19 protein-coding genes and 1 pseudogene are annotated in these 25,215 nt (G+C 66.8%); 8 read left to right on the top strand and 12 right to left on the bottom strand.

Annotation, left to right across the window (positions count from 1 at the left end; genetic code table 11):
* Positions 1 to 42 precede the first annotated feature (42 nt).
* From RSO41_RS12855 to RSO41_RS12845, 3 genes are read right to left on the bottom strand one after another with little or no spacing between them, the layout of a single operon-like run.
* Positions 43 to 756 carry a sulfite exporter TauE/SafE family protein gene (locus RSO41_RS12855; RefSeq protein WP_315619532.1) on the bottom strand — a complete coding sequence of 238 codons (714 nt, stop codon included), beginning with the start codon at positions 754 to 756 and terminating at the stop codon, positions 43 to 45.
* Positions 749 to 2,197, bottom strand: coding sequence for an amidohydrolase family protein (locus RSO41_RS12850; protein WP_315619531.1), 1,449 nt, complete (start codon positions 2,195 to 2,197; stop codon positions 749 to 751). The genes RSO41_RS12855 and RSO41_RS12850 overlap by 8 nt, the downstream gene beginning before the upstream one ends.
* Positions 2,198 to 2,200: 3 nt before the next feature.
* Positions 2,201 to 3,580 (bottom strand): uracil-xanthine permease family protein, encoded by a 1,380-nt coding sequence (locus tag RSO41_RS12845; protein ID WP_315619530.1) that lies wholly within the window; start codon positions 3,578 to 3,580, stop codon positions 2,201 to 2,203.
* Positions 3,581 to 3,717: 137 nt separating this feature from the next.
* Here RSO41_RS12845 and RSO41_RS12840 point away from each other — a divergent pair, with 137 nt between their 5' ends.
* Complete coding sequence (locus tag RSO41_RS12840) at positions 3,718 to 4,623, top strand: LysR family transcriptional regulator (RefSeq protein ID WP_315619529.1); 906 nt, start codon at positions 3,718 to 3,720, stop codon at positions 4,621 to 4,623.
* A 64-nt stretch (positions 4,624 to 4,687) separates the two neighbouring features.
* Here RSO41_RS12840 and RSO41_RS12835 read toward each other — a convergent pair whose 3' ends face one another.
* Together RSO41_RS12835 and RSO41_RS12830 are read right to left on the bottom strand one after the other, a co-directional pair.
* Complete coding sequence (locus tag RSO41_RS12835; protein WP_315619528.1) at positions 4,688 to 5,200, bottom strand: hypothetical protein; 513 nt, start codon at positions 5,198 to 5,200, stop codon at positions 4,688 to 4,690.
* A 92-nt stretch (positions 5,201 to 5,292) separates the two neighbouring features.
* Entirely contained in the window at positions 5,293 to 5,991 is a 699-nt protein-coding gene (locus tag RSO41_RS12830) for a metalloregulator ArsR/SmtB family transcription factor (protein WP_315619527.1), read from the bottom strand.
* A gap of 115 nt (positions 5,992 to 6,106) precedes the next feature.
* On the opposite strand from RSO41_RS12830, the gene RSO41_RS12825 reads away from it, so the two are divergent.
* A complete protein-coding gene (locus RSO41_RS12825) occupies positions 6,107 to 6,451 on the top strand; it encodes an antibiotic biosynthesis monooxygenase (RefSeq protein ID WP_315619525.1) in 345 nt (114 codons plus the stop codon).
* A 9-nt stretch (positions 6,452 to 6,460) separates the two neighbouring features.
* On the opposite strand, the gene polA is transcribed toward RSO41_RS12825, so the two are convergent.
* A complete protein-coding gene (polA, locus tag RSO41_RS12820; protein ID WP_315619524.1) occupies positions 6,461 to 9,226 on the bottom strand; it encodes a DNA polymerase I in 2,766 nt (921 codons plus the stop codon).
* 161 nt (positions 9,227 to 9,387) lie between these two features.
* On the opposite strand from polA, the gene RSO41_RS12815 reads away from it, so the two are divergent.
* The 4 genes from RSO41_RS12815 to RSO41_RS12800 all read left to right on the top strand — a co-directional run bounded on the left by RSO41_RS12815 (position 9,388) and on the right by RSO41_RS12800 (position 15,278).
* Positions 9,388 to 9,681 carry a DUF2782 domain-containing protein gene (locus RSO41_RS12815; RefSeq protein WP_315619523.1) on the top strand — a complete coding sequence of 98 codons (294 nt, stop codon included), beginning with the start codon at positions 9,388 to 9,390 and terminating at the stop codon, positions 9,679 to 9,681.
* Between the two features lie 81 nt (positions 9,682 to 9,762).
* Positions 9,763 to 10,722, top strand: a complete 960-nt coding sequence (locus tag RSO41_RS12810) for a homoserine kinase (RefSeq protein WP_315619522.1) — start codon at positions 9,763 to 9,765, stop codon at positions 10,720 to 10,722.
* A gap of 8 nt (positions 10,723 to 10,730) precedes the next feature.
* Positions 10,731 to 12,641 (top strand): biosynthetic arginine decarboxylase, encoded by a 1,911-nt coding sequence (gene speA / locus RSO41_RS12805; RefSeq protein ID WP_315619521.1) that lies wholly within the window; start codon positions 10,731 to 10,733, stop codon positions 12,639 to 12,641.
* 294 nt (positions 12,642 to 12,935) lie between these two features.
* A complete protein-coding gene (locus tag RSO41_RS12800; RefSeq protein ID WP_315619520.1) occupies positions 12,936 to 15,278 on the top strand; it encodes a glucose/quinate/shikimate family membrane-bound PQQ-dependent dehydrogenase in 2,343 nt (780 codons plus the stop codon).
* Positions 15,279 to 15,365: 87 nt separating this feature from the next.
* Here RSO41_RS12800 and RSO41_RS12795 read toward each other — a convergent pair whose 3' ends face one another.
* The 6 genes and pseudogenes from RSO41_RS12795 to RSO41_RS12770 form a co-directional block, all read right to left on the bottom strand.
* A complete protein-coding gene (locus RSO41_RS12795) occupies positions 15,366 to 16,031 on the bottom strand; it encodes a fumarylacetoacetate hydrolase family protein (protein WP_315619519.1) in 666 nt (221 codons plus the stop codon).
* Positions 16,032 to 16,097: 66 nt separating this feature from the next.
* Positions 16,098 to 17,096: an ectoine hydroxylase gene (gene thpD, locus RSO41_RS12790; RefSeq protein WP_315619518.1), complete on the bottom strand. Its 999-nt coding sequence runs from the start codon at positions 17,094 to 17,096 to the stop codon at positions 16,098 to 16,100.
* A 263-nt stretch (positions 17,097 to 17,359) separates the two neighbouring features.
* Positions 17,360 to 21,025: a bifunctional proline dehydrogenase/L-glutamate gamma-semialdehyde dehydrogenase PutA gene (gene putA, locus RSO41_RS12785; protein WP_315619517.1), complete on the bottom strand. Its 3,666-nt coding sequence runs from the start codon at positions 21,023 to 21,025 to the stop codon at positions 17,360 to 17,362.
* Positions 21,026 to 21,271: 246 nt separating this feature from the next.
* Positions 21,272 to 21,394, bottom strand: a pseudogene (locus tag RSO41_RS12780) (transposase); the annotation flags it as partial.
* Between the two features lie 239 nt (positions 21,395 to 21,633).
* The gene (locus RSO41_RS12775; RefSeq protein WP_315619516.1) at positions 21,634 to 22,317 is read right to left on the bottom strand and encodes a metal-binding protein ZinT; all 684 of its coding nucleotides are present in this window, start codon (positions 22,315 to 22,317) and stop codon (positions 21,634 to 21,636) included.
* 127 nt (positions 22,318 to 22,444) lie between these two features.
* Positions 22,445 to 23,479, bottom strand: coding sequence for a zinc ABC transporter substrate-binding protein (locus tag RSO41_RS12770; RefSeq protein ID WP_315619515.1), 1,035 nt, complete (start codon positions 23,477 to 23,479; stop codon positions 22,445 to 22,447).
* A 133-nt stretch (positions 23,480 to 23,612) separates the two neighbouring features.
* On the opposite strand from RSO41_RS12770, the gene RSO41_RS12765 reads away from it, so the two are divergent.
* Positions 23,613 to 24,338, top strand: coding sequence for a metal ABC transporter ATP-binding protein (locus RSO41_RS12765; protein ID WP_315619513.1), 726 nt, complete (start codon positions 23,613 to 23,615; stop codon positions 24,336 to 24,338).
* Positions 24,338 to 25,153, top strand: a complete 816-nt coding sequence (locus RSO41_RS12760; RefSeq protein WP_315619512.1) for a metal ABC transporter permease — start codon at positions 24,338 to 24,340, stop codon at positions 25,151 to 25,153. Before RSO41_RS12765 ends, RSO41_RS12760 begins: the two co-directional genes overlap by 1 nt.
* Positions 25,154 to 25,215 lie beyond the last annotated feature (62 nt).

Genomic DNA, 25,215 nt, shown 5'->3' with positions numbered 1-25,215 from the left:
GAAACGCCGTATGGGCGAGCGCAGACACTTTTCGAACGAGACCTAGTGGGGGATCATCAACGCCACTCCCGACACCAGCGCAAACAGCAGCACCCCCTGGCGCAGCCGCCGGGCATCGAGGCGCTGGTGCATGACGCGGCTGGCCACGCTGCCGACCAGCAGCGGCGGCAGCAGATAGAGCGCCCAGCGCAGTTGCTCGGTGCCGACCTTGCCTGCCGAGGCCAGGATCACCAGCGACACCAGCTCGCCGACCAGGAAGCAGCAGGCGATGGTCGAGCGCAGCTCCGGCCCGGGGCGATGCTGGTAGAGCAGCGCCAGCGGCGGGCCGCCGACGCCGGTGGCGGTCTCGGTCACCCCGGTGATCAGCCCCACCGACACGCAGGCACCCGGCTTGGGCCGGAACACCGGCGCGAACAGCGCGGCCAGCACGGCCAGCACCGTCGAGGCGCCGATCAGCTGGTTGAGCCCGTTGGTGCTCATCACCACCAGGATCCACAGCCCCAGAAAGGTCCCCGGCAGTCGCCCCACGCCGATCCAGGCGCTGCCCCGCCAGTCGATGGCATCGCGCTCGCGCAGCGCCACGTAGAGGTTGAGCGGCAGCATTAATACCAGCAGCGCCACCGGCAGCAGGTCGGGCCGCAGCAGCCCCATCACCGGGGCGACGATCAGCGCGAAGCCGATGCCGATCGCCCCCTGCATGAAGGCGGCGACGGCCGTGGCCGCGGCGAGGACGGCGTAGACGACGGGATCACTCATGGGGCCCCCGCACCTCCGCGCCCGACCGCGCCGCCATGACCCGCGCGCGGTGGGCCGTCGAGCTCGGGTGAACCCGCTGGATCGGCGCGTTGGCCACCGCGGCGCCGGCCGCCTCGCGCACCTCGGCGAGCAGCGCGCGGGCATCCCAGTCCACCGGCCAGCCCTGCCACAGCCGCAGCCGGCCGTTGGTGAACACCGCCTCGATCTGGTCGCGGTTGGCATAGCGCACCAGCTCCCAGGGCCGATCCCAGGACGGCGTCATCTCGGGCACGTCGAGGTCCACCAGCAGGAAGTCGGCGGCCAGCCCCGGGGCGATCGCCCCGGTCACGCCCCCGAGCCCGGCCGCCTCGGCCCCGCCTCGGGTGGCGTGATCGAGCCACAGCCAGCCGCCGCCGCAGGAGGAATCGCCGCTGGCCAGCCCGAAGGCCAGGCGCTGGCTGGTCTCGGCGGCGTCCAGCAGGCGGAAGGCGTCGCTGCGCGTGCCGTCGCTGCCCAGCCCGAAGCGGATGCCCTGGGCGGCCATGTGCAGCGCCGGCGCCACGGCATTGCCTTTCCAACTGCTGGCCACCGGGTTGAAGGCCACCGCGGTGCCGGTGTCGCGCAGCAGGTTGAGCTCTCCCGGCGTTACCAGGGTGGCATGGGCGACCAGGGTCTGCGGACCCAGGGCGCCGACGGCATGCAGGTGCTCCAGCGGCCGCTGGCGGCGCGCCACCAGCGAGCGTTCCACGGCCTGCAGGTGCTCGTTGACGTGAGTCTGGAAGATGGCGCCGTGTTCGGCGCACAGCGCCGAGGCGTCGTGCAGCATGGCGTCGCTGGCCACCTCGGGGATCGACACCGCCAGCGAGGGGTGCACCAGGTCGTGGTCCGCCCAGCGCGCCAGGTGACGCCCGGCGTCGCGTCGGATCGCCTCGCTGTCCTCCCGGCTGCCGCCCAGGTCGTTACAGATGTAGCCCAGTACGCAGCGCAGTCCGCTCTCCTCGGCGGCGTCGGCGATGCCGTCGAGCTCCGAGGCGGCGCGAGTGCCGGCGTCCACCGCGGTGGTGAAGCCGCCGCGCAACGCCTCCAGGGCGGCGAGCCGGGCAGAGAGCCGTACCAACCGCTCGTCCAGGCTGCCCTCCAGCGGCACCCAGATGCGCTTGAAGATCTCCGAGGGCTCGCCGAACACCAGCGACTTGCCAAGCGACTGGGTCAGGTGGTGGTGGGTGTCGACGAAGCCGGGCATCAGCAGCTTGCCGGGCAGCTCGATGGGCGCGAGTTCCGGATGACGTGCCAGCAGGTCGCGGCGATCGCCGATCTCGGCGAAGCGACCGTCGGCCACCAGCACCGCCTGATCGCGGACGCAGCCTTCCTCCAACAGCACCTCCTCGGGCAGCAGCAGCAGCGTCTCGGCGGCGAAGTCGGCCGGGGCCAGCGGGGCGGCGGAATACGATGTCGGCGACATGGGTTACTTTCCTTTGATCTCTTGACGGGGCAGCGGCGCGTCCGCGGGGGCATCGCTCCGACGGCCGAGGTGATGGAACAGCAGGTTGACCAGCACGGCGGTCAGCGTGCCCATGGCCAGGCCGTTGCCGAGCAGGATCTGCAGGTGCTCGGGGAAGGCGCTGTAGAAGCCGGGCACCAGGATCGGCAGCAGCCCCATGGCCAGCGCCGAGGCCAGGGTGAACATGTTGCCGTGCTCATCGAAGTCGACCCGGCGCAGGATGTTGATGCCCATCACGCCGATGATGGCGAAGACGATCACCGCGGTGCCCGCCACCACGGCGGTGGGAAGCAGCGACGCCAGCCGGCCGAGCGGCGCGAACAGGCCGAGCAGCACCAGGATCAGCCCGGCGGCGACGGTGACGTAGCGCGAGCGCACCCCGGTGGCCCGCACGATGCCGATGTTCTCGCCGCTGGTGATGATCAGCGAGGTACCGAAGCAGCCGCCGAGCAGCGAGCCCAGGGCGTCGGCGCGGATGTTGCGCGGCACCAGGGCCCGGGCGTCGCCGCGCTTCTCGACGATCTCGGCGGTGGCCAGGGTCTGGCCGGTGGCCTCGGTCATCGACACCACGCTGAAGATGATCAGCGGCAGCGAGGCGAAAAGATCGAACTTGGGCAGGCCGAAGGGGAACAGCGACGGCAGGGCCACCACCGGGCCGGTCAGCACGCCGTCGAACTCCATGACGCCGAACACCGCGGCCAGGGTGGCGCCGATGAGCAGCCCCAGCATCACCGCGATGCGCTGCAGCACGCCGCTGAACAGCCGGGCGCACAGCACGATGGCGGTCATGGTCGCGAGTGCCAGGGCGATGCTGGTCAGGTTGGCGAACTCCGGCGAGCCCTCCTTGCCGGTGATCAGCCCGCCGAAGATGCGCACCAGGTTGACCGCCACCAGCAGCAGCATGGTGCCGATCACGATCGGCGGGAAGAACCGCAGCACCTTGGTGAAGAAGGGCAGCGCCAGGAAGTAGAACACCCCGGTGAGAATCACCGCACCGGTGGCCGTCTGCAGGTCGGTGGCCTGGGCGATGGTCAGGAAGATCACCAGCGGCGCCCCGCCCGGCACCTGGACGAAGGGCAGGCGGGCCCCGATGCCGAAGGGACCGAAGGACTGCAGCAGCGTGCCCAGGCCGCAGACCAGGAAGGTGGCGCTCATCAGCGCGACCATGACGTCGTCGCCGAAGCCCATCGCCTGGCCGACCAGGAAGACGGCGGTGATCGGCGCGGCAGCCATCACCAGCACGTGCTGAACGCCGAACAGCAGCATCGAGGGCAGCGGCAGCCGCCTGTCGACCGGCTCGGTCCGGGACTCGTGCGAGCCGAGCGGCTCGGGAGAAATGCTCATGGGGACATCCTCGGTTGTTGTTGTGGAGGCCCCTTCACGCTAGCGCCGGCCGACCGTACTGGTCCATAATAATGTTTCGCTCATATCGTTGCCAAAAAGGCAACAGTTGGCACCGAAGGAGAGAACGCATGCAGCTGATGCTGACCGGGTTGCGCTACTTCGAGGAGGTCGCCCGCCAGGGCTCGCTGCGCAAGGCGGCGGAACGGCTGCACGTGGCCGCCTCGGCGGTGAACCGGCAGATCCTGAAGCTGGAGGACGATCTGGGAGTGCCGCTGTTCGAGCGGCTGCCGCGGGGCCTGCGGCTGTCGTCGGCGGGGGAACTGATGCTGGCCCAGATCCGCCAGTGGCAGCGCGACGAGCGCCAGCTGTTGGAGACCCTCGGCGACATTCGCGGCACCGGCTGCGCCGAGATCCGCATCGCCACCGTCGAATCGCTGACCGACCAGGTGCTGCCGGAGCTGCTCGGCCGCTTCGGTGAACGCTTCCCCCGGGTCCGCTTCGCGCTGCACACCGGGCTGACCGAGGAGATCCTCGAACGGGTCGCCACCGGCGAGGCCGACATCGGCATCTGCATGAACCCGCCGCCGACGCGCCGCATCCGCTTCATCGAGTCGGTGGAGTTGCAATTCGGCATCGCCATGGCGCCGTCTCATCCGCTGGCACAGGCCTCGGGGGTCCGGCTGGCGGAGTGCAGCGCCTATCCGGCCATCCTGCCGGACGCCGAGATGTTCCGCGGCTCGACCCTGGAACGGGCCCTGGCGACGTCCGACGTGGAACTCACCCCGCTGGCCGGGTGCAACCGGATCCTGGCGATCAAGTCGCTGGCCCGGGCGGGGCTCGGCCTGGCCTTCCTCAATGCCCTCGACGTGGCCCGGGAGCTGGCCCATGGCGAGCTGGTGTTCCGCCCGCTACGGGACCTCCGCGTCGACGGCGCGCGACTGGTGCTGTGCAGCGCCGCCGACCGCTCGCTGCCGATGGCCGCCGAGGTGCTGGTGGAATCGTTGAGCCAGGCGCTACGCGACCTGGCTCCTCCCCTCGACTGAGGCGACAAGCCATCTGGAGCAACGCGGCTCGTGGCGACCACTGCGGCCCCAGCCGAGTGAGCACTCAGTCCTCATCAGGCATGGGCGCCACATCCCCGGCCTTCTGAAACACACTCAGGGTTCCCATGCGACGACCGCGATCATTGAGGAAGGTCTCGAGCACCACTACCGGTCCGGCGGCATCACGCGCGAACTCGATTCGTTCCGACGACGTACGCCGTGCTGTCCAGTCATCTCCCAGGCACTGGGCAAGCCCTTCGCCTCCCCGGGTCAGGGCTGTCTGCGGGCTGTCGAGCGCCAATCGACCAAAGCAGACATAATGGTCGGGGGAGCGGGCCGAGGTGATCAGGCAGGCATCATGAAAGGCCTGCACGTCAGTTTCCCAGGTTCGCGTAAGGCTGGTCTCGTCCAGCCGCCCCTTGATGTCCGCGAAACCGCCAGCGGCGCTTTCTACTGCCTGGCCCAGGGCGTCACAGTCGAACTGCTGCGACACCGAGTCCGACGTGGCCTGACTCGCGCAGCCGGCCAACAGCGCCATTCCCGCACCCGCCAGCCAGGCCCTTGCCATTGTTGCCATTTGCATCTCCTTGCATTCCTCCATGACGCCGCGCGAACGCGCGACCTTGCTAAACTCCACCGACACGATAGCACCGGCGCACGCCGCTGACCTCAATTGGGCAACTCGATATGGAACCGGCGTTCCAGCGCCTGTCTCCCCCTTGATGTCAGGCGGAGGGCCCGGCCATCGAGGTCCCGTCTCACCCACTTCCGACCGATGGCATGGTCCAACAGGGCCGCGCCCAGGGCGCCTGCCAGGTGCGGGCGACGCTCGCTCCAGTCCATGCAGGGACGGGCGAAGCGGCGACGCCGGGCACGCACCGCCCGGACGTCCACGCCCATGTCACGGAAGACACGCTCTCCGTCCTCGCTCAAACGGTAGTCGCTCCCCGCCTCGGCGGCGGGTATCAGCCAGTCGGCCCCGACGCAGGCATCGTGGAGCGTCACCGCCAACTCACCGGCCATATGGTCATAGCAGGTTCGGGCGAAGCACAGGCGCTGCGGCGTGTTCGGCGCGAAGGTCGGCGTATCGCCCTGCCCGATGACCATCAGCCCCTCCAGCGCCTCGGCGACTCTCGGGTCTTCCAGCGCATAGTAACGATGACGCCCCTGAGGATATCGCCGCACCAGGGCCATCTCGGCGAGGCGCGCCAGATGGGCACTGGCCGTTGGTGGGCCGACCTCAGCGATGGCCGCGAGCTCGGTACTGGTTCGCGCATGGCCATCCATAAGCGCACACAGCATGCGGGCCCTGGCGGGTTCAGCGATCGCCGTCGCCACTCGGGACATCGCGAGATCCGTGACTGCCATATTTCGCTCCTGATCGAATCGTGGCCTGCGATGACCGTCGATACTGGCTCGTGACGGCTGCCCATCATGGCAGAGCAGCCGCGCTTTCCACTTCACCGTCACCGTAGGAGCCAGCATGATCGCCGTCATCTTCGAAGCTCAGCCCCATCCCTCGCAACGCCAGCGTTATCTGGACATCGCCGCCGAACTCAAGCCGCTACTCGATGACGTGGAAGGGTTCATCTCCATCGAACGCTTCCAGAGCCTGGCCGATCCCGAGCGACTGCTGTCACTGTCGTTCTGGCGCGACGAGGCGGCCGTGGCCGAGTGGCGCCGCCTGGAGGCCCATCGTGCAGCCCAGAGCGCGGGGCGCCGCTCGGTGTTCGCCGACTACCGACTGCGTATCGCCCGAGTCGAACGCGACTACGGCATGGACGAACGGGAACAGGCCCCCGCGGATAGCCGCGAGGCTCATGAATGATGCGCTCCTTCAGTGCGCCTCGTCCCAGTTGACGCCACTCTCGGCTTCGACGATCAGGTCCACGTCAAGCTCGGCGGCACTTTGCATGCGGGTCTTGACCTGTTCGATGAAGGTGTCGACCTCGCGTTCCGCGACTTCGAAGACCAGTTCATCGTGGACCTGCATGACCATCATGGCGTCGAAGTCGCCCTCGGCCAGCCAACCGTCGACATCGATCATGGCGCGCTTGATGATGTCCGCCGCGGTGCCTTGCATGGGCGCATTGATGGCCGTGCGCTCGGCGCCCTGCCGACGATTGCGGTTCTGGGAGTGGATCTCCGGCAGATGGAGCCGTCGACCGCAGACCGTCTCGACGTAACCGTCATCCGCCGCCTGGGCACGAATGCGCTCCATGTAGCGCGCCACGCCTGGATAGCGGTCGAAGTAGCGATCAATGTAGATCTGCGCCTGGTTGCGCTCGATATGCAGCTGGCGGCCCAGCCCCCAGGCGCTCATACCGTAGATCAGCCCGAAGTTGATCGCCTTGGCGCTGCGACGCTGCTCGCCGGACACCTTGTCCAGCGCCACGCCGAACACCTCGGCGGCGGTGGCGGCATGGATGTCCCGTCCCTCGGCGAAGGCCGCAAGCAGCCCCTTGTCGCCGGACAGGTGCGCCATGATGCGCAGCTCGATCTGCGAGTAGTCGGCGGCGACGATGCGATAGCCGGGCCGCGCCACGAAGGCCTGGCGGATCTTGCGCCCCTCCTCGGTGCGGATCGGGATGTTCTGCAGATTGGGGTCGGAGGACGACAGCCGCCCGGTGGCGGTGACCGCCTGGTGATAGCTGGTGTGCAACCGGCCGGTGGCCTTGTTGACCAGCCGGGGCAGCTTGTCGGTGTAGGTGGAGCGCAGCTTGGAGAGGCCGCGATGCTCCATGATTACCTTGGGCAGCGGGTAGTCCAGCGCCAGTTCCTCCAGCACCGCCTCGGCGGTGGAGGGCGCCCCCTTGGGGGTTTTCTTGATCACCGGGATCTGCTGTTCCTCGAACAGGATCTGGCCGAGCTGCTTGGGCGAGCCCAGGTTGAACTCGCGCCCGGCCAGCTCGAAGGCTTTCTCCTCGAGTTCGCCGATGCGCTTGCCTAGCTCATGACTCTGGGTATGCAGGCGCTCGGCGTCCAACGCCACGCCGCCACGCTCCATGCGCGACAACACTCGGATCAACGGCCGCTCCAGGGTGTCGAGCACCTCGGCCAGGCGACCCTCGGCCTCGACCCGCGGACGTAGCTCATGATGCAGGCGCAGGGTGATGTCGACGTCCTCGCAGGCGTAGGGCGCGGCCTGTTCCAGGGCAACCTGGTTGAAGGTCAGTTGCTTGGCGCCCTTGCCGGCGATCTCCTCGAAGCTCACCGTCTTCTCGCCCAGGTACTTGAGCGCCAGTGAATCCATGTCGTGCCGAGTGGCGGTGGAGTCCAGCACATAGGACTCGAGCATGGTGTCGTGCAGGGCGCCGGCCACCTCATAGCCATGACGCGCCAGCACCGAGACATCGTACTTGAGGTTCTGGCCGACCTTGGTCTTGCTCGCATCGGCCCAGAGCGGCGCCAGCGCCTCGAGCACGGCCTTTCGGTCGAGCTGCACCGGGGCATCCAGGTAATCGTGGGCCAGCGGGATATAGGCAGCCTCCCCTGGCTCCAGGGACAGCCCGACGCCAACGATCTCGGCCTCCATGTAGTCGAGGCTGGTAGTCTCCAGGTCGAAGCAGAACACCTCGCTGTCCGCGAGGCGCGCCAGCCATTCGTCCAGTACCGCTTGCTCGGTGATCACCGCGTCGTGACGCGCCTGGTCCTCGCCGACGCTCGCAGCATCGCCCGCCCCGGGCGTGGCGGTCCCTCCCGCCACATCATCGACGCCCTCATCGCCGCCCTCCAGCAGTTCGGACAGCCAGGCCTTGAATTCCAGGCGGCGATAAAGCTCGAGCAACGCCTCGCGGTCCGGGTGGGCGATGTCCAGGTCGTCGAGGCCCACCGGCAATGCGCAGTCGGTCTTGATGGTGGCGAGCTCATAAGAGAGGAAGGCCTGGTCGCGATGCTCCTCGAGCTTCCTGGGCAGCGTCTTGGCACCGCGGAAGCCCAGCGTCTTGACCCTCTCCAGGTCCGCATAGACGGTCTCGAGGCCACCTTCCATGCCCTGCAGCAACCCCAGGGCGGTCTTCTCGCCGACGCCGGCTACCCCCGGGATGTTGTCGACCTTGTCGCCCATCAGCGCCAGGAAGTCGATGATCAACGCCGGTGGCAGGCCGAACTTCTCCTTAACCCCCGCCACGTCCAGGGTCTCGTCCTTCATGGTATTGACCAGGGTGATGTGGGCGTTGACCAGCTGGGCCATGTCCTTGTCGCCGGTGGAGATCACAGCGTCACGGCCAGCCTGGGTAGCGTGGTGCGCCAGGGTACCGATGACGTCATCGGCCTCCACGCCCTCGATGCACAGCAGCGGTAGTCCCAGCGCCCGCACGCAGTCGTGCAACGGCTCGACCTGGGAGCGCAGGTCATCCGGCATCGGCGGACGCTGCGCCTTGTATTCGGCATAGAGCTCGTCGCGAAAGGTCTTGCCCGGGGCGTCGAACACCACCGCCATGGGGCTGTCGGGGTAATCCTTGAGCAACCGTTTGAGCATGTTGAGCACGCCCTTGACGGCACCGGTGGGCTGCCCCTCCGAGGTGGTCAGCGGCGGCAGGGCATGGAAGGCTCGATACAGATAGGAAGAACCGTCGACGAGTACGATGGGAGTGTCGGCCATGAATCGGCATCCATTGATGTCTGAGTAAAGTGATATCCGGGGAGAAAGTGCAACTCTGATCCTCCATGATACGCATAGCCACCGATGTTTGCCGCGAGGTATGCCTCGACCGGACGACGGCATACACTGGTGGAAGCTCACCGATACCCCCGGAGGTTGCCATGTTGACCCTGTTTCGTCCGTTCGCCGCACTGCTCGTCGGTGGCAGCCTGATGCTGGCCGGGCTGCCGGCGCTGGCCCAGTCCGGCGGATCGCCCGACCCCGAGATCACCACCCGCCAGGAAGCGGATCGCACCGTTCGTGAGTACCGGGTCAACGGCGATCTCTACGCCATCGAGGTTCGTCCCTCCTCGGGCCCCTCCTATTACCTGATCGATCGGAATGGCGACGGCAACTTCGAGCGCCAGGCCGGCGACGATATCAGCATCCCCGAGTGGGTACGGCGGGATTCCTGACCGCGACTGGCCAACCACATTCGGCATCGGTGCGCCAAGCCGCTACAATAGGCGATTTGGCATAGCCCGCGCGAGACACAAATGGCCGTATTCACACCGCTCACCGACGCTCAGGTCGCGGCATTCCTGAACCGCTTCGACGCCGGTTCGCTGGTTGCCGTCGAGGGAGTCCCCGCCGGCACGGAGAACAGCACCTTCTTCGTCACCACCGACCGCCAGGAACTGGTGCTGACCCTGTTCGAGCAAGGCGAGCATGAAGAGCTGCCGTTCTTCGTCGAACTGCTGGACTATCTCGACGAGCACCGCCTGCCGGTGCCCGGCCCCTTGCACGACCATGACGGCATTGCCCTGCACAGCCTGGCCGACAAACCGGCGCTGCTGTTCCCCCGCTTGCCCGGCAAGCACCCGGAGGCTCCCAACCTGGCTCAGTGCCGGGCCCTGGGCGATGCCCTCGGCCACATGCACAAGGTCTCGCAGCGCTTTCCGGGACATCGCCCCAATCCACGCGACCTGCATTGGCTGCTGCCCATGCACCACAAGGTCCTGGCCTACCTCTCGCCGGAGGACCAGGCGCTGATGATGGACGAAGTGGAAATCTATCAAGGCTTCTTCGACGAGGCCCCGGAGTTGCCACAGGGCGCATTGCACGGCGACCTGTTCCGCGACAACACCCTGTTCGACGGCGATCGCCTGGGCGGCATGATCGATTTCTACAATGGCTGCACGGGCGACCTGCTGTTCGACCTGGCCATCGTCATCAACGACTGGGCCACCGATGCCGACGGTCGCCTCGACACCGAACGCTACGCCACCCTTCTCGCCGCCTATCAGGCCCAGCGTCCGCTGGAAGCCGCCGAGCGCGACGCCTGGCCGATGATGCTGCGCATGACGGCACTGCGCTACTGGCTGTCGCGTCTGCTGGTGGTCTATGTCGACCCACCGGCCCATGACCTGACGCCCCATGACCCCGACCAGTTCCGCACCATCCTCAAGCGACGCTTGGAGGAAGGCGCCCTGCCGCTTCCCGAGGTCGCATCTTGAGGGCGTCAATGGGCAGCGTCGCCGGCCCGGCTCACCGGGCACGGCATACCTGGAACATCGATCAGTGGGGCAGTGGCTACTTCGACGTCAACGACAGTGGCCAGGCGCTGGTACGGCCACTCGGCGAAGAGGCCGAAGGCCCCGCCCTGCCGCTGACGTCACTGGCCACGCAGCTTCGCGAGGCCGGACTCCGTCTGCCTGTGCTGGTGCGTTTCACCGACATCCTGCATGACCGCGTAGAGCAACTCTGCGCCGCCTTCGACAGTGCCATGACAGAGGAAGACTTCGACGGCGGCTACACGGCGGTCTACCCCATCAAGGTCAACCAGCAGCGCCGGGTGGTCGAGGAGATCCTGGCCACCCAGGAGCGCGGCCGTGGGCGCGTCGGCCTGGAGGCCGGCAGCAAGCCAGAGCTGCTCGCCGTACTGGCACTGTCCGGCGATGGTCCTTCGCTGATCGTCTGCAACGGCTACAAGGACCGCGAATACATCCGCCTGGCGCTGATGGGCGAGAAGCTCGGCCACCGGGTCTATCTGGTGGTGGAAAAACTCTCCGAGCTGTCGCTGATCCTCGAGGAGGCCGAGCACCTCGGCGTCAGCCCACGCATCGGCCTGCGCGCTCGCCTCGCCTCGGTCGGCAAGGGCAAATGGCAGAACACCGGCGGCGAAAAGTCCAAGTTCGGTCTCACCGCTGGCCAGATCCAGGCGGTGGTGAGCCGACTGGCCGAGGCCGATGCCCTCGGTTACCTGCAACTGGTGCATTTCCACCTGGGCTCGCAGATCGCCAATATCCATGATATCCAGCGCGGCCTTCGCGAGTGTGCACGCTTCTACCGAAACCTGCTGGCGATGGGCGCACCAGTGGACACCGTGGACGTCGGCGGCGGGCTGGGCATCGACTACGAGGGAACTCGCTCGCGCAGTTTCTGCTCGATCAACTACTCGATGCACGAATATGCCCGTAATGTCGTCTCGGCCTTCGCCCAGGTATGCAGCGCCGAAGGGCTTCCTCATCCGCACCTGCTCAGCGAATCCGGCAGGGCACTGACCGCCCACCACGCGGTGTTGATCACCAACGTGATCGGCGAGGAACGCCCCGACACCCAAGCTCCAGAAACGCGGCAGCATGCCGATCCCCAAGTGGCCGAACTATGGCGGGTCCATGACGAGCTTCATGCCCTGCATGACCCGCGCGGCCTGGTCGAAGCCTGGCACGACCTGACGCAGGCGCTGAGCGAGCTTCAGGACCGTTTCGTCATGGGGTTGGCCGACCTCGGCGCCCGCGCCGAGGGCGAAGGCGTCCACTCCGCCGCCTGTGCCCGGTTGCGCGAACGGCTTGACCCACGCAACCGCGCCCATCGCGAGATCCATGACGAGCTGGCTGAAAAGCTCGCCGACAAGCTGTTCGTCAACTTCTCGCTGTTTCAATCGGTGCCCGATGTCTGGGGTATCGACCAGATCTTCCCGGTACTGCCACTTTCCGGCCTCGACCGCGAACCCTCGCGCCGCGCGGTGATCCAGGACATCACCTGCGACAGCGACGGCCGCATCGACGGCTATGTCGACGGCCAGGGCGTCGAATCCACGCTGCCGCTCCCGGAATGGCAGGACGACGAGGAACACCTGATGGGGTTCTTCCTGGTCGGCGCCTACCAGGAGATCCTCGGCGACCTGCACAACCTGTTCGGCGACACCGACTCGGTGGATGCCGCCCTCTCCCCCGACGGTGAATGGCGCTTCGATCACCTGTTGCGTGGTGACCGGGTCGCCGACGTACTGGGTTACGTCAACTTCGATGCCGAGACCTTGCGTGCCAGGCTCGCCGAACAGCTTGCTGCCAGCGATCTGAGTGACGACGAGCAGCGCCAGTTCCGGCATGACCTGTCCGCCGGCCTGGAAAGTTACACCTACCTTGCATGAAGGGTTTTCGGCGCGTTCGGCACTGACATCCCCACTCCATTACACCATAGTGATCATCACGGCACGCTTGGCGGACGTAAAGCGTGCCGCCGAGAGGGCATCTTTAATTCACAGGCTAACTATTATAAAATGAAATCAATCGACGACTCCGCAAGCACTGAATAAATCGACGAACGGTTTGAAACGCCGAATGCCACGCGCATCGCAGTCGCTGCATTCGGTGGCACTGCTGGCGTGCGGGTACCGGGATCGCGACCTTATTCAGGGCTTCTTCCATGGCAAGGAGCTTGGATCATGATCATTCTTTCGCTCATCTTCTGGCTGGTCGGGCTGGCACTGCTGGGGGGTGGCATCTGGCTCATCACCCTCGACGGCAGCTGGTACTACGCACTGGCCGGTCTCGTCCTGATCGCGGTCGGGGCCCTGACGCGATCGCGCCGTCCCATCGCTCAGGTGCTTTATGCACTCTTCCTGATCGCGACCGCCGCCTGGTCGCTCTGGGAGTCCGGTTACGACTGGTGGCCCCTGGCCACCCGACTGGGCCTCTTCCTGATCCTCGCCATTCCGCTGCTGATACCGGCCAAGGGTGGCAGCCGCGCCGGCCTGGCCCTGCTGCTGCCGATCTGGGCGATCATCGGCGTGGGCACCCTCGCCAGCCTCAGCGTCGACGCCCATCGCATCGAGGGCGAGCTGAACCGCGATGTGGTCACCGAAACGCCGGCAACAGGAGACACACCCGAAGAAAGCTGGCATGCCTATGGGCGCAGTAATCTGGGACAACGCTTCTCGCCACTGGAACAGATCACGCCGGAAAACGTCGATGACCTGGAGCTGGCCTGGCAATATCAGACCGGCGACGTGAAGGGCCCCGAGGACGTCGGCGAAACCACCTACGAGGCCACGCCGCTGAAAGTCGGCAACTCGCTGTTCCTGTGCACCCCGCACAATTGGCTGATCGCCCTGAATGCCGATACCGGCGAAGAGCAGTGGGTCTATGACGCCAAGGTACCGGCGGAAAGTTCGCGCCAGCACCAGACCTGCCGTGGCGTCTCCTATCTGCCGCCGAGCTCCGGCGAGGCGGACGCCATCGACGTGCAGGTCGCCAGCGAACCGGCCGAGAACCTTGACGCCATGCAGTGCGACGCCCAGTTGTTCCTGCCGACCTCCGATGCCCGCCTGATTGCCGTCGACCCGGCGACCGGCGCACGCTGCAGCAACTTCGCCAGCAACGGCGAACTGGATCTGCTGCACAACATGCCGTTCAAGCAGGCCGGCTTCTACTACTCCACCTCACCGCCCGTGGTTGCCGATGGCAAGGTCATCGTCGCCGGCTCGGTCAACGACAACTACGCTGTCGAGTCTCCCTCCGGCGTGATCCGTGCCTATGACGCCAAGACCGGCGAGCTGGTATGGAACTGGGATGCCGGCAATCCGGATGAGACCGCACCGATCGCCGAGGGCGAGACGTATACCACCAGTTCGCCGAACAGCTGGTCGATCGCCAGCGCCGACGAAGAACTGGGCATGGTCTATTTCCCCATGGGCAACCGCACGCCGGATCAGCTGGGCATGTACCGTAGCGAGGCCGAGGAAACGTACGCCAGCTCGGTGGTGGCCCTGAGCCTTGCGACCGGTCAGGTGGAGTGGGTCCAGCAGTTCGTGCACCACGACCTGTGGGACATGGACACCCCGGCCCAGCCCAGCCTGCTCGACCTCGACACCGAGCAGGGCACCCAGCCCGCGCTGGTGATACCCACCAAACAGGGTGACGTCTATGTGCTGAACCGCGAGACCGGCGAGCCGATCCTGCCGATCTCCGAGCAGCCGGCGCCCCAGGGCACCATCGAGGGCGACTACGCCGCCGAGACCCAGCCGATCTCGAGTCTGACGTTCCGGCCGCCGACCCTGCGCGAGGCGGACATGTGGGGCGCCACGCCGTTCGACCAGCTGATGTGCCGCATCCAGTTCAAGTCGCTGCGTTACGAGGGTCAGTACACCCCGCCCTCCGAGCAGGGCACCATCGTCTTCCCGGGCAACTTCGGGGTCTTCAACTGGGGCAGCATCGCCGTGGATCCGAAACGCCAGGTCATGTTCGGCATGCCGCTCTACCTGGCCTTCACCTCCACCCTGGTGCCCAAGGAAGGCGCCGAGCTGGGCGAGACCAACCAGGGCGAGCAAGGCCTCAACGAAAACGCCGGCGCCGACTACGCCGTGGACATGAAGCCCTTCCTCTCACCGTTCGGCGTCCCCTGCCAACAGCCGCCCTGGGGCTACGTGGCCGGCACTGACCTGCGCACCGGGGAAACCGTCTGGAAGCACAAGAACGGCACCATCGAGGACATGACGGCACTGCCGCTGCCGATCAAGATGGGCGTACCGGGCATCGGTGGTCCGATCATCACGGAAAGTGGCGTGGCCTTCCTGGCCGCCAGCGTGGACGACTACCTGCGCGGCTACGATCTCGAGACCGGCGAGCAGCTGTGGCAGACCCGCCTGCCCGCCGGCGGCCAGGCCACGCCCATGACCTACCTCAACAGCCAGGGCGAGCAGATGGTCGTCCAGGTGGCCGGCGGGCACGGCTCGATCGGCACCACCATCGGCGACTACGTGATGGCCTACAAGCTGCCCGAGCAGTAACGGTCAGAAGGCGCCTTTCGAGGCGCCTGGACACGACAAGGCCCCCGCCGGCGGGGGCCTTCGCATGTCAGGACGGCACGGGCAGTGTCAGTCGATGACCTTGGTGACGATCTCCAGCCCCCCGGTCAGTTGGAGACGCAACGCTGCACCACGAGGCAATTCCCCAACGCCGGCGGGCGTGCCGGTGAGCACCACGTCACCCGGCAACAGCGTGAAGTGGCGGCTCATTTCCGACAGCAACGTCGGTATCGAAAACAACATGTCGGCGCCCAGGCCATGCTGCCGACACTCGCCATCCACTTCCAGCGTAAATTCCAGCGCACTCCAGTTGGGGGGCTCGGCGAGCGGCAGGAAGGCCGACATCGGACAGGCGCCATCGAAGGCCTTGGCGACTTCCCAGGGCTGGCCCTTTTCCTTCAGGTGGGCCTGGACATCGCGAAGCGTCAGGTCCAGCGCCAGACCGATACCCACGATGGCGCGCTCGGCCTGGTCGGGCGCCACCTCGCTCAGCGGCTCGCCGATCAACAGGGCCAGTTCCGTCTCGAAGTGGACCTCGCCTCGCGCGAAGGGAGCCTCGATGGGCGCCGCCAGATCCACGGCGCTGGTGGCCGGTTTGATGAACAGCAACGGCTCGCTGGGGACCGGGTTATTCAACTCCCGTGCATGATCGGCATAGTTCCGGCCGACACAGACAATCTTGCCCAGCGGTTCCGGAAAACGCCGGCCATCGGTGAAACGGGGTACGAAGCGCATGTCCGACTCGACTCCTGATCCGGGGGAGGGCCTCCAGGGGCCCGATTCCCTCAGTCTACCCTCGTGTCAGGTCTCCGGCGACCAGGCTTCATCCGGCACATGTGCCAGAAAGCGCGGACGACGTTTCGTGGCCGCATAGGGCTCAACGCAACGATTGTCACGACGGTTATACACGAAGAACGCATTGCTGCGCGGGTCCGGCGACATGTTGGCGTTGGAGCCGTGCAGGGTATTGCAGTCGAACAGCAGCAGACCGCCGGCGGCCCCGGTGGGCGCCTCGATGCCGTGGCGGTCGATCAGCTCACGCAGGGCCTCGCGGCTCGGGACACCGAACTCCTGAGTCTTGAGCGACTGCCGGTGATGGTCTTCCGGTGTTTCTCCCAGGCACGGCACGAATACCCGGTGCGAGCCAGGCACCAGCATCAGCGGGCCGTTGAAGGTGTGGTTGTCGGTCAGCACGATGGAGGCACTCACCGCGTGCATGGCCGGCATGCCGTCCTCGGCGTGCCAGGTCTCGAAGTCCGAGTGCCAGTTGAAGCCCTTGCCCTCGAAGCCGGGCTTGTAGTTGATCCGCGACTGATGGACATAGGGCTCGCCGCCGAGAATTTGTCGGGCGCGGCTCATCAGGCGCTCGTCATGAGCCAGGCGGCCAAACACCTTCGACAGGAAATGCACGGCGAACAGCGAGCGAATCTCCTTGCCCTGCGGCTCGGTGATGGAGAAGTCGCGCTCGCGATAAGCGTCGTGCGCGAGCAGCTGCTTGAGCTCCCGGCGCAGTTCGTCGAGCTCGTCGCCCCGCAGGAAATCCGGCTCGAAGAGAAAGCCCTGGCGCTCGAACGCATCGAGCTGCGCCGAGGAAAGCGGCCCCTGCCGGTCGCGGCCCTTGACCACCGGCTCCCGGCGATTCAGCCAGGGCAGGTCGAAGGGCTCGGCGAGCCGAGTGGGATAGGGATCCTCGCCGGGCAGCGGGGCGCTGCGGACCCGGCTCTGGGGATCCGGGGAATCGACGATATCGAACGGAGTCGCCTGTTTCAGCGGTCGGTCGGACGATGTCTGCACTGACATCCACTACCTCCTTTGCAGTCGGAATGGGTTCAGATTCGAGCTCGTTACCGACGGCGCTCGGCCGTGGCGCGGGCCATGGGGGACCCGCGTCGGAGAGGTGGTGATGCCCGCCCCGGGTTTCAAGGGGTGGCCTCAACCAGCCAACGCCGGGAGTGGAAGGCAGGGCCCAGGGGGCGAACGCCCGGCACGCGGGGCCGGGCGTCGCGGGCCAGGCCCCGGGCGCCTCGCGGCGCCCGGGGCCTCGGCCGGGGTGGGCGGCGCGGCTACTCGGCGCTCGCCAGCAGGCTGGCGTTGCCGCCGGCGGCGGTGGTGTCGATGCACAGGTGGCGCTCCACCACGTAGCGCGCCGGGGCGATGGCCTGGGTCTCCAGTTGCACGATGGGGCCGTCGCGCTCGGCCAAGGCGAGGCGCAGGCTCCGGGTCCAGTCGCCGGCTCCGGCGGCGGCCACGGCCGCGATGCCGCGCACGCGCGTCAGCGTCTCGGCCGCCACGGTGCCGTCGAAGGCAACGACCGGCGCCCCGGCCGCGCTCAGCGAACGCACCTCGCCATCCGCGCCGGGAGCGACGATCAGCACCGGACAGCCCGCCCCCAGCGCCTGCACCGCCTGGGCGACGGCGATCTCGAGGGTCGGCCCCAGGCACAGCACCGGCCCCTTGGGATACTGCGACAAGCGGTTGCTCTCCCCCGTCGGCCCCGGCAGCGTCTGCGGGCTCATGTCCAGGGCCGCGGTCTCGGCGAGCGCCTTGCGGATCACCCCGCGGCGGCCGGAGAGCGCGCGGCGCAGCACCTCGACCCGGTCCGGCCGCGCCGCCCAGGGGCGGGCATCCAGGCCGTCGAGCGCTGCCTGGAGCGCATCGAGCGATACGGCCTCGCCCTGGGGCGCGTCATGGTGCTCGACGGCGGCGGTGCGCCGGAAGCGGGGCACGTAGAGCGGGCCGCCGGCCTTGGGGCCGGTGCCCGACATTCCCTCGCCGCCGAACGGCTGGGAGCCGACGATGGCGCCGATCTGGTTGCGGTTGACGTAGATGTTGCCGACATGGATCCGCTCGACGATCTGCTGCACGCGGTCGTCGATGCGGGTATGCAGGCCGAACGTCAGCCCGTAGCCCTTGGCGTTGATCGCGTCGACCACCTTGTCGATGTCCCGCGCCTTGAAGGTCGCCACGTGCAGAACCGGGCCGAAGATCTCGCGCTCCAGGTCCTCGATACCGCCGACCTCGACCACCGCCGGGGTGACGAAGGTGCCGACATCCGGGGCGGGCAGCGTCTTGAGCACCTTGCCGGCCTGCTTCTGCGCCTCGACATAAGCGCCGATATCGGCCTGGGCCTCGGCGTCGATCACCGGCGAGACGTCGGTGTCGGTGTTCCAGGGGTCGCCGATGGACAACGCGTCCATGGCGCCGTCGAGCATGGTCAGCAGCCGCTCCCGCGCCTCCTCCTGAACGTACAGCATGCGCAGCGCCGAGCAGCGCTGGCCGGCCGACTGGAAGGACGAGATCAGGATGTCGCGCACCGCCTGCTCGGTCAGCGCGCTGGAGTCCACGATCATGGCGTTGAGCCCGCCGGTCTCGGCGATCAGCGTCGCGTCGGGGCCGGCGTTCTTGGCCAGCGCCTGGTGGATGAGCTGCGCCACCTCGGTCGAGCCGGTGAAGCAGACCCCGGCGATGCGCGGGTCGCCGGTCAGCGGCCCGCCCACCGTGGGGCCGTCGCCGGGCAGCAGCTGCAGCGCCGCCTCCGGCAGGCCGGCCTCGCGCATCAGCTCGACGGCGCGGGCGGCGATCAGCGGCGTCTGCTCGGCGGGCTTGGCGAGCACCGCGTTGCCCGCCGCCAGCGCCGCGGCGATCTGGCCGGTGAAGATGGCCAGCGGGAAGTTCCAGGGGCTGATGCACACGAAGACGCCCCGCGCCTCGCCCGGCTCCTCGGCCGCCAGCCGCTCGCTCTCGCCGGCGTAGTAGCGCAGGAAGTCCACCGCCTCGCGTACCTCGGCGATGCCGTCGAGGATCATCTTGCCGGCCTCGCGGGTGGCGATCACCGTCAGCTCGGCCATGTGCTGCTCGTAGAGGTCGGCGGTGCGGCGCAGCACCTCGGCGCGCTCGGCGACCGGCCGCGCCGACCACTCGCGATAGCCGTCCTCGGCGGCGTCCAGCGCCGCCGCTACCTCCTCGGGAGTGGCCTCGAACACCCGGCCGACCACCCGCGAGCCGTCGGCCGGCGACAGCGCCTCCCGGGCGGTACCCTTGGGCGCGGGGCCACCGACCAGCATCGGCGCCGCGGTCCAGATGGCATCGGCGAAGGCCTCCCGGGCCGAGAGCAGCGGCAGGATCGAGGCCGGCTCGTTGATCCGGTAGCCGCGGGAATTCTTGCGCTCCGGGGCGAACAGCTCGCCGGGGCGACGGATCGTCGGGTTGGCGATGGCATCGCCCAGGCGCTCGAATCCGGCCACCGGGTCCTTCGCCACCTCGCTGGCGGGGATCGAGGTGTCCACCACCTGGTTGACGAAGGAGGAGTTGGCGCCGTTCTCCAGCAGCCGGCGCACCAGGTAGGCCAGCAGGTCGCGGTGGGCGCCGACCGGGGCGTAGATGCGGCAGTGGGTGCCCTCCGACTGCTTGACGATGTGGTGCAGCGACTCGCCCATGCCATGCAGGCGCTGGAACTCGTAGCTGTCCTTGTCGTCGCCGGCCATGGCGACCACGGCGGCGCAGGTGTGGGCGTTGTGGGTGGCGAACTGCGGATAGATGCGGTCGCGCCGCTCGAGCAGCATGCGCGCGCAGGCCATGTAGCTGACGTCGGTGTTGACCTTGCGGGTGAACACCGGGAAGGTCTCGACGCCCATCTCCTGGGCCAGCTTGATCTCGGTGTCCCAGTAGGCGCCCTTGACCAGCCGCACCATGATCCTGCGGTCGTGGCGCTCGGCCATCTCGTAGAGCGCCTCGATCACCGGCGCGGCGCGCCGCCCGTAGGCCTGCACCACGATGCCGAAGCCGTCCCAGCCGGCCAGCTCAGGGTCGGCCAGCAGCGCCTCGATGACATCGAGCGACAGGTCCAGCCGGTCCTGCTCCTCGGCGTCGATGTTGAAGCCGATGTTGGCCTTGGCGGCCTGCCGGACCAGCTCCCGGGCCCGCGGCACCAGGTCGCGCATCACCGCCGCGCGGTGGGTGGTCTCGTAGCGCGGGTGCAGCGCCGAGAGCTTCACCGAGATGCCGGGGCTGCCGCGCACGTCGCCCTGGGCCTGCTTGGCGATGGCGGCGATCGCCTCGGCATAGGCCTGGTGGTAGCGCAGGGCATCGTCGTCGGTGCGCGCCGCCTCGCCCAGCATGTCGTAGGAGTAGGTGTAGCCCTGCTTCTCGAGCTCGCGGGCGTTCTTCATGCCCTCCTCGATGGTCTGGCCGAGCACGAACTGGCGGCCGAGGATCCTCATCGACTGGCCCACCGCGGTGCGCACCACCGGCTCGCCCATGCGACGCACCAGGCCGCGCAGCGCCCGCACCGGGCCCTTGGGATCCTTTTCCAGCACATTGCCGGTCAGCATCAACGCCCAGGTCGAGGCGTTGACCATCGACGAGGACGACTTGCCCAGGTGGGCGCCCCAGTCGGAGGGCTCGATCTTGTCGTGGATGAGGTCGTCGATGGTCTCGGCGTCGGGCACCCGCAGCAAGGCCTCGGCCAGGCACATCAGGCCGACGCCCTCGGCGGTCGAGAGCCCGTACTCGGCCAGGAACGCCTCCATCATGCTGGGCGAGGTCTCCTCGCGCACTCGCGTCACGTAGTTGGCGCCGACCTCGGCCACCCGGCGGCGCTGCTCCTCCGAGAGCTCGATGCGCTCGACCAGCCCGCGCAGCACCTCCGCCTCGTCGACGTCGTAGTGGGCGCGGATGCGCGAGCGCAGCTCGCTCACGGCCTCGTGGGGATGAAGGTTGGCTTCGTTCATGGTCGATCTCCCAGGCGACGCGCCACGCATCGGCGATGCTCGGGCGCGGATGGCGTCGTCGTTGTCGAAAGTCACTTATCTAGCGTAGGCGCCCGAGCGCGGATTGCGCCCACCGAGGTCGCCAACGCGGCGACGGTCGGTCGCCGGGGCGGGGTCGATGCCGTGCGACCCTGTCTCGCAGCCCGCGAAGCGGGTCACCCGGAAGGGGCAAGGTCGAGGGCGGGCACGGGCGCGGGCGCAACGCTTGTAGGCCAGCAAAGTGCCCCAGAGCGCCTGGAAGACCTTCTCCGGTGTCCGGCTACGCAGCGTCAGGCGGTTATCCAACAGGGCTTGCTTCATTTCCCGGTAGCCCAGTTCGATTTCCCAACGAATGGAAGTCTCGGTCAAACAAGGTCAGAGTGTGATCCGGGGTGCTGGCGATAAGCTCGGGCGAGAGCACCTCGGAGAGGCTGGAGGAATCCTCGGGTGCCGCCTGGGCGATGGCATCGAGGGCGTTGCTGAAGTGCATGGACCTTCCCATGTCAGTGGGCCTGACACGGGAAGGTCTCATGATCGGCTGATTGAGAATAGGCTTAACTGACTAGCATTGCCCTACCCCGACGCCATCGTCAGTGAGCCTTCATTTCACGAACGATCTCCTCCCCGCTCAGGCTGGACGGATAGTAGGTCGGCCAGTGCTTGACCTCGTCCAGCAGAGCCGCCCGATCATCGCCCCAGTAGAGGTGATAGTGACCGGCATCGGTCGGATAGATGCTGTGGTCGCTGAACTGGATGTACTCGGGCAGCTCGTCCCCACCTTCCTGGAGTTCGAAGATGAACCGCACGCCTCGGTTCCCCGCCTCGTAATTCAGGATCTCGTAGCCATCGTAGGCATACTCGCCGGACATTGTGTCGCCATCTTCATGAAAGACCACGGTACTGCCATCGATCACGATGCGGCCGACATCCGTCTTGTAGCCTCGCTCGTAATACGCCTTGTATTCCTCGGCGGTCTTCTCATCGTTCTTCTCCGCCTTGTGGGCCATGACCGGATCGAGCGTACCATCCTGAAGATAGGGATAGACCGATTGCCAGTCCCCTTCCCAGTCGGAAAGCTCACGATCCTCCACCTGGCTGTCGTCGAAATAGCCGGCATAGATATCGCTGTCATGATCGTGGCCATGGCTGTGGTCGTGCCCATGGTCGTGGTCGTGATCATGGCCATTCTCATGCGCCAGCGCTGACTGGCTCGCCGTCACTGCCAGCAGGCTGATCGCCAGGGCGCTCGCTTTCTTGGCATATGGCATGCTCATGCTTCTCTCCTTTGTGCAACACTTTGCTCAATAGACCGGGTGGCGCCTCACCACCCGTTTCATCACGTGATTTCAGGCGCTTCACGGACATTCCTCGATGCCGAGTCGCTCGAGGTGTGCTATCGGATCAGGCCCCTGCCGCACACCGGGACACACCATCGGACAGCTGGCGCAGCAAGGTGGGATACAGCGTTTCGCCAAGTGCAAGCCCGGCCCCCAGCGGATCAATCACGATAGAGGTATCCACACCGGTGGGGCCGAACACATTGTCCACCAGTCGAGGATTGAACTGCGGTTCGCTGAAGACACAGTCGACGCCCAGCTCGCTGACCTTGTGGCGCAGCTCATCGATACGCGCCGGGCTGGGGTCAGACGCATCGCCCAGCGAAATGGCACCGGCCGCCGTGAGATCGAAGCGTTGCTCGAAGTACTGGTAGGCATCGTGAAAGACGATGAACCGGGTGTCTTGCGCCCCCGAAAGACGTTCTTCGAGGTCATTGATCAGCTCATCGAGCTCGGCCTTGCCCTGGCGTGCATTTTCCCGATAAGTCTCCGCATGCTCCGGGTCTGCCTCGGCAAGCGAGTGCACGATGGCACCCAGCCAGACCTGGGCATTGGCGGGGTCGAGCCAGGCATGCGGATCGATGCCTTCGTGAGAATGACCATGATGATGACCGCCACCATGGTCATGGCCATGAGCGTGGTCGTGGTCGTGGTCGTGGTCGTGGTCGTGGTCGTGGTCGTGGTCGTGATCATGATCATGGCCATTCTCGTGCGAATGGTCGTGGTCATGCGCCGCGAAGGTGGCCCCCTGGCGAAACGCCAGGGTCCTGGTATCCGGCACATCCAGCAGGGCCACGCTTTCGGCATCGGTGGCCAGGCTTTCCATGGATCCCTTCAGCCAAGGCGCCAGCTCTTCACCAACCCAGAACACGACATCGGCATTTTCCAGTGCCTCGGCCTCCGAGGGTCGCATGGAGTAACCATGGGGCGAGGCCCCCGGCTGGATGACCAGCTTCGGTGATCCCAGGTCGCCCATGACACGGTCAACCAGCGAGTGGACCGGCGGAATGTCGACCGCGACATCGGGGACATCCGCAGCGGCGATGGCTGGGGTACTGGCCCCCAACAAGGCCGCCCCCCAGTAACGGGCACGCAACATCATGATCTCCTTGAACAGCAGGTAATGGGGAAATTGAGCGATGACTATTTATGTTATAACATAACTTTTCTGTCAAGCAGGCCAGGCCAATATCCCGGCTTGGAAAAGCTCGCACGTTGCTGGTAGATCCCCCATGACATTGCTGACCATCGAAAATCTGGCTGTGGACCTTGGCGGCCAGCCAATCCTCGACAACATTCACCTGGCCCTCGAGCGTGGCGAGATCGTCACCATCGTCGGGCCCAATGGCTCGGGCAAGACAACGCTGCTGAAGGCCATTATCGGCTCCCTGACTCCGGCATGTGGACAGATTCAGCGAGCCCCCGGCCTGATACTGGGCTATGTACCGCAGCGACTGCACCTGGATCCGACCCTGCCGATGACGGTCAAACGCTTCATGGGGCTGCCCAGGCAACATTCACGGGCTTGCATTGCGCAGGCACTGGAGAGAGCGGGTGCCGCGGGACTCGGCCAGCAACAGATGAGCTCGCTGTCAGGCGGGCAGTTCCAGCGAATCCTGCTGGCACGAGCACTGCTGGAGTCACCCGACCTGCTGATTCTCGATGAAGCGACTCAGGGCCTCGATCAGCAAGGGGTCATCGACTTCTACCGTCAACTAGAGGCGGTACGTCACGAACTGGGGTGTGGCGTACTGATGGTCAGCCATGAACTCCACGTAGTAATGAGCACCTCGGACCGGGTGGTTTGCCTCAACCGCTCGATCTGCTGTGAGGGCACACCGGAGCGTGTGGCCGCCTCGCCGGCCTATCACGCCATGTTCGGCCAGGGCGTTCAGGACGCTCTGGCCGTGTATCGCCATGACCACCATCCTCGACAGGCACTCCGGGAGCCGGCCTGATGATATTCGACGACTTTCTGGTACGTGCCGCCCTGGCCGGTATTGGCGTGGCCCTGGCCGCCGCTCCGCTGGGCTGTTTCGTGGTATGGCGCCGCATGGCCTACTTCGGTGATGCCACCGCTCACGCCGCCGTGCTCGGCGTCGCCCTGTCGCTGGTGCTCTCGACCTCGATCCTGGCAGGCGTGCTGGTGACCTCCCTGGCCATGGCCACCATTGTCTCGTCGCTCAGCGGCAGAGGTTATGCCATGGATACGCTCCTCGGCGTCATGGCGCACTCGGCACTCGCCCTGGGGCTGGTAGCGGTATCCTTCGTCTCCGGGGTGAGGATCGACCTGATGGCCTACCTGTTCGGCGACATCCTGGCGGTCGGCAAGTGGGACCTGGCCATCATATGGGCAGGGGCGATGCTCGTCCTGGGGCTGATGCACTGGCGCTGGTCCAGCCTTCTAACCGCCACGCTTAATACCGACCTGGCCCACGCCAGCGGCATCGACCCCGGGCGGGAACAACTGATCCTGACGCTGTCGCTCGCCGTGGTCGTGGCCGTGGCACTGAAGGTCGTCGGCGTGCTGTTGATCGCGGCACTGTTGATCATCCCCGCCGCCACGGCGCGCCCCTTCAGCCGCACCCCGGAGAGCATGGCCCTGCTGGCCGCTCTCTTCGGCGCCGGCTCCACCACGGGGGGACTGCAGGCCGCCTACTGGCTGGATACGCCCACCGGGCCCACCATCGTCAGCCTGGCCGCACTGCTGTTCCTGCTTGCCAGCCTGGCCGGCCGCCTGACGCCCCGCGTCATGAAGACGACAAGGCAGTAAGGTAGCGCCACTCTCAAGCAGCGCTCTAAGAGGGTGTTTACAAAAGTCACGAGCGACAGCCA

Source organism: Halomonas sp. I1, from assembly GCF_032334135.1.
Classification (GTDB): Bacteria; Pseudomonadota; Gammaproteobacteria; order Pseudomonadales; family Halomonadaceae; genus Halomonas.
Note: the sequence above shows the minus strand (reverse complement) of the source record. Positions and strands in the feature narration are given on the sequence as shown.

What these genes read in the sequence shown, in the direction of transcription:
- RSO41_RS12770 (WP_315619515.1), bottom strand. Translation starts at nt 23,479, where the DNA reads ATGTTGCGTGCCCGTTACTGGGGGGCGGCCTTGTTGGGGGCCAGTACC.
- RSO41_RS12775 (WP_315619516.1), bottom strand. Translation starts at nt 22,317, where the DNA reads ATGAGCATGCCATATGCCAAGAAAGCGAGCGCCCTGGCGATCAGCCTG.
- RSO41_RS12815 (WP_315619523.1), top strand. Translation starts at nt 9,388, where the DNA reads ATGTTGACCCTGTTTCGTCCGTTCGCCGCACTGCTCGTCGGTGGCAGC.
- RSO41_RS12850 (WP_315619531.1), bottom strand. Translation starts at nt 2,197, where the DNA reads ATGTCGCCGACATCGTATTCCGCCGCCCCGCTGGCCCCGGCCGACTTC.
- speA (WP_315619521.1), top strand. Translation starts at nt 10,731, where the DNA reads ATGGGCAGCGTCGCCGGCCCGGCTCACCGGGCACGGCATACCTGGAAC.
- RSO41_RS12840 (WP_315619529.1), top strand. Translation starts at nt 3,718, where the DNA reads ATGCTGACCGGGTTGCGCTACTTCGAGGAGGTCGCCCGCCAGGGCTCG.
- RSO41_RS12765 (WP_315619513.1), top strand. Translation starts at nt 23,613, where the DNA reads ATGACATTGCTGACCATCGAAAATCTGGCTGTGGACCTTGGCGGCCAG.
- polA (WP_315619524.1), bottom strand. Translation starts at nt 9,226, where the DNA reads ATGGCCGACACTCCCATCGTACTCGTCGACGGTTCTTCCTATCTGTAT.
- thpD (WP_315619518.1), bottom strand. Translation starts at nt 17,096, where the DNA reads ATGTCAGTGCAGACATCGTCCGACCGACCGCTGAAACAGGCGACTCCG.
- RSO41_RS12830 (WP_315619527.1), bottom strand. Translation starts at nt 5,991, where the DNA reads ATGGCAGTCACGGATCTCGCGATGTCCCGAGTGGCGACGGCGATCGCT.
- RSO41_RS12845 (WP_315619530.1), bottom strand. Translation starts at nt 3,580, where the DNA reads ATGAGCATTTCTCCCGAGCCGCTCGGCTCGCACGAGTCCCGGACCGAG.
- RSO41_RS12800 (WP_315619520.1), top strand. Translation starts at nt 12,936, where the DNA reads ATGATCATTCTTTCGCTCATCTTCTGGCTGGTCGGGCTGGCACTGCTG.
- putA (WP_315619517.1), bottom strand. Translation starts at nt 21,025, where the DNA reads ATGAACGAAGCCAACCTTCATCCCCACGAGGCCGTGAGCGAGCTGCGC.
- RSO41_RS12835 (WP_315619528.1), bottom strand. Translation starts at nt 5,200, where the DNA reads ATGGCAACAATGGCAAGGGCCTGGCTGGCGGGTGCGGGAATGGCGCTG.
- RSO41_RS12810 (WP_315619522.1), top strand. Translation starts at nt 9,763, where the DNA reads ATGGCCGTATTCACACCGCTCACCGACGCTCAGGTCGCGGCATTCCTG.
- RSO41_RS12855 (WP_315619532.1), bottom strand. Translation starts at nt 756, where the DNA reads ATGAGTGATCCCGTCGTCTACGCCGTCCTCGCCGCGGCCACGGCCGTC.
- RSO41_RS12825 (WP_315619525.1), top strand. Translation starts at nt 6,107, where the DNA reads ATGATCGCCGTCATCTTCGAAGCTCAGCCCCATCCCTCGCAACGCCAG.
- RSO41_RS12760 (WP_315619512.1), top strand. Translation starts at nt 24,338, where the DNA reads ATGATATTCGACGACTTTCTGGTACGTGCCGCCCTGGCCGGTATTGGC.
- RSO41_RS12795 (WP_315619519.1), bottom strand. Translation starts at nt 16,031, where the DNA reads ATGCGCTTCGTACCCCGTTTCACCGATGGCCGGCGTTTTCCGGAACCG.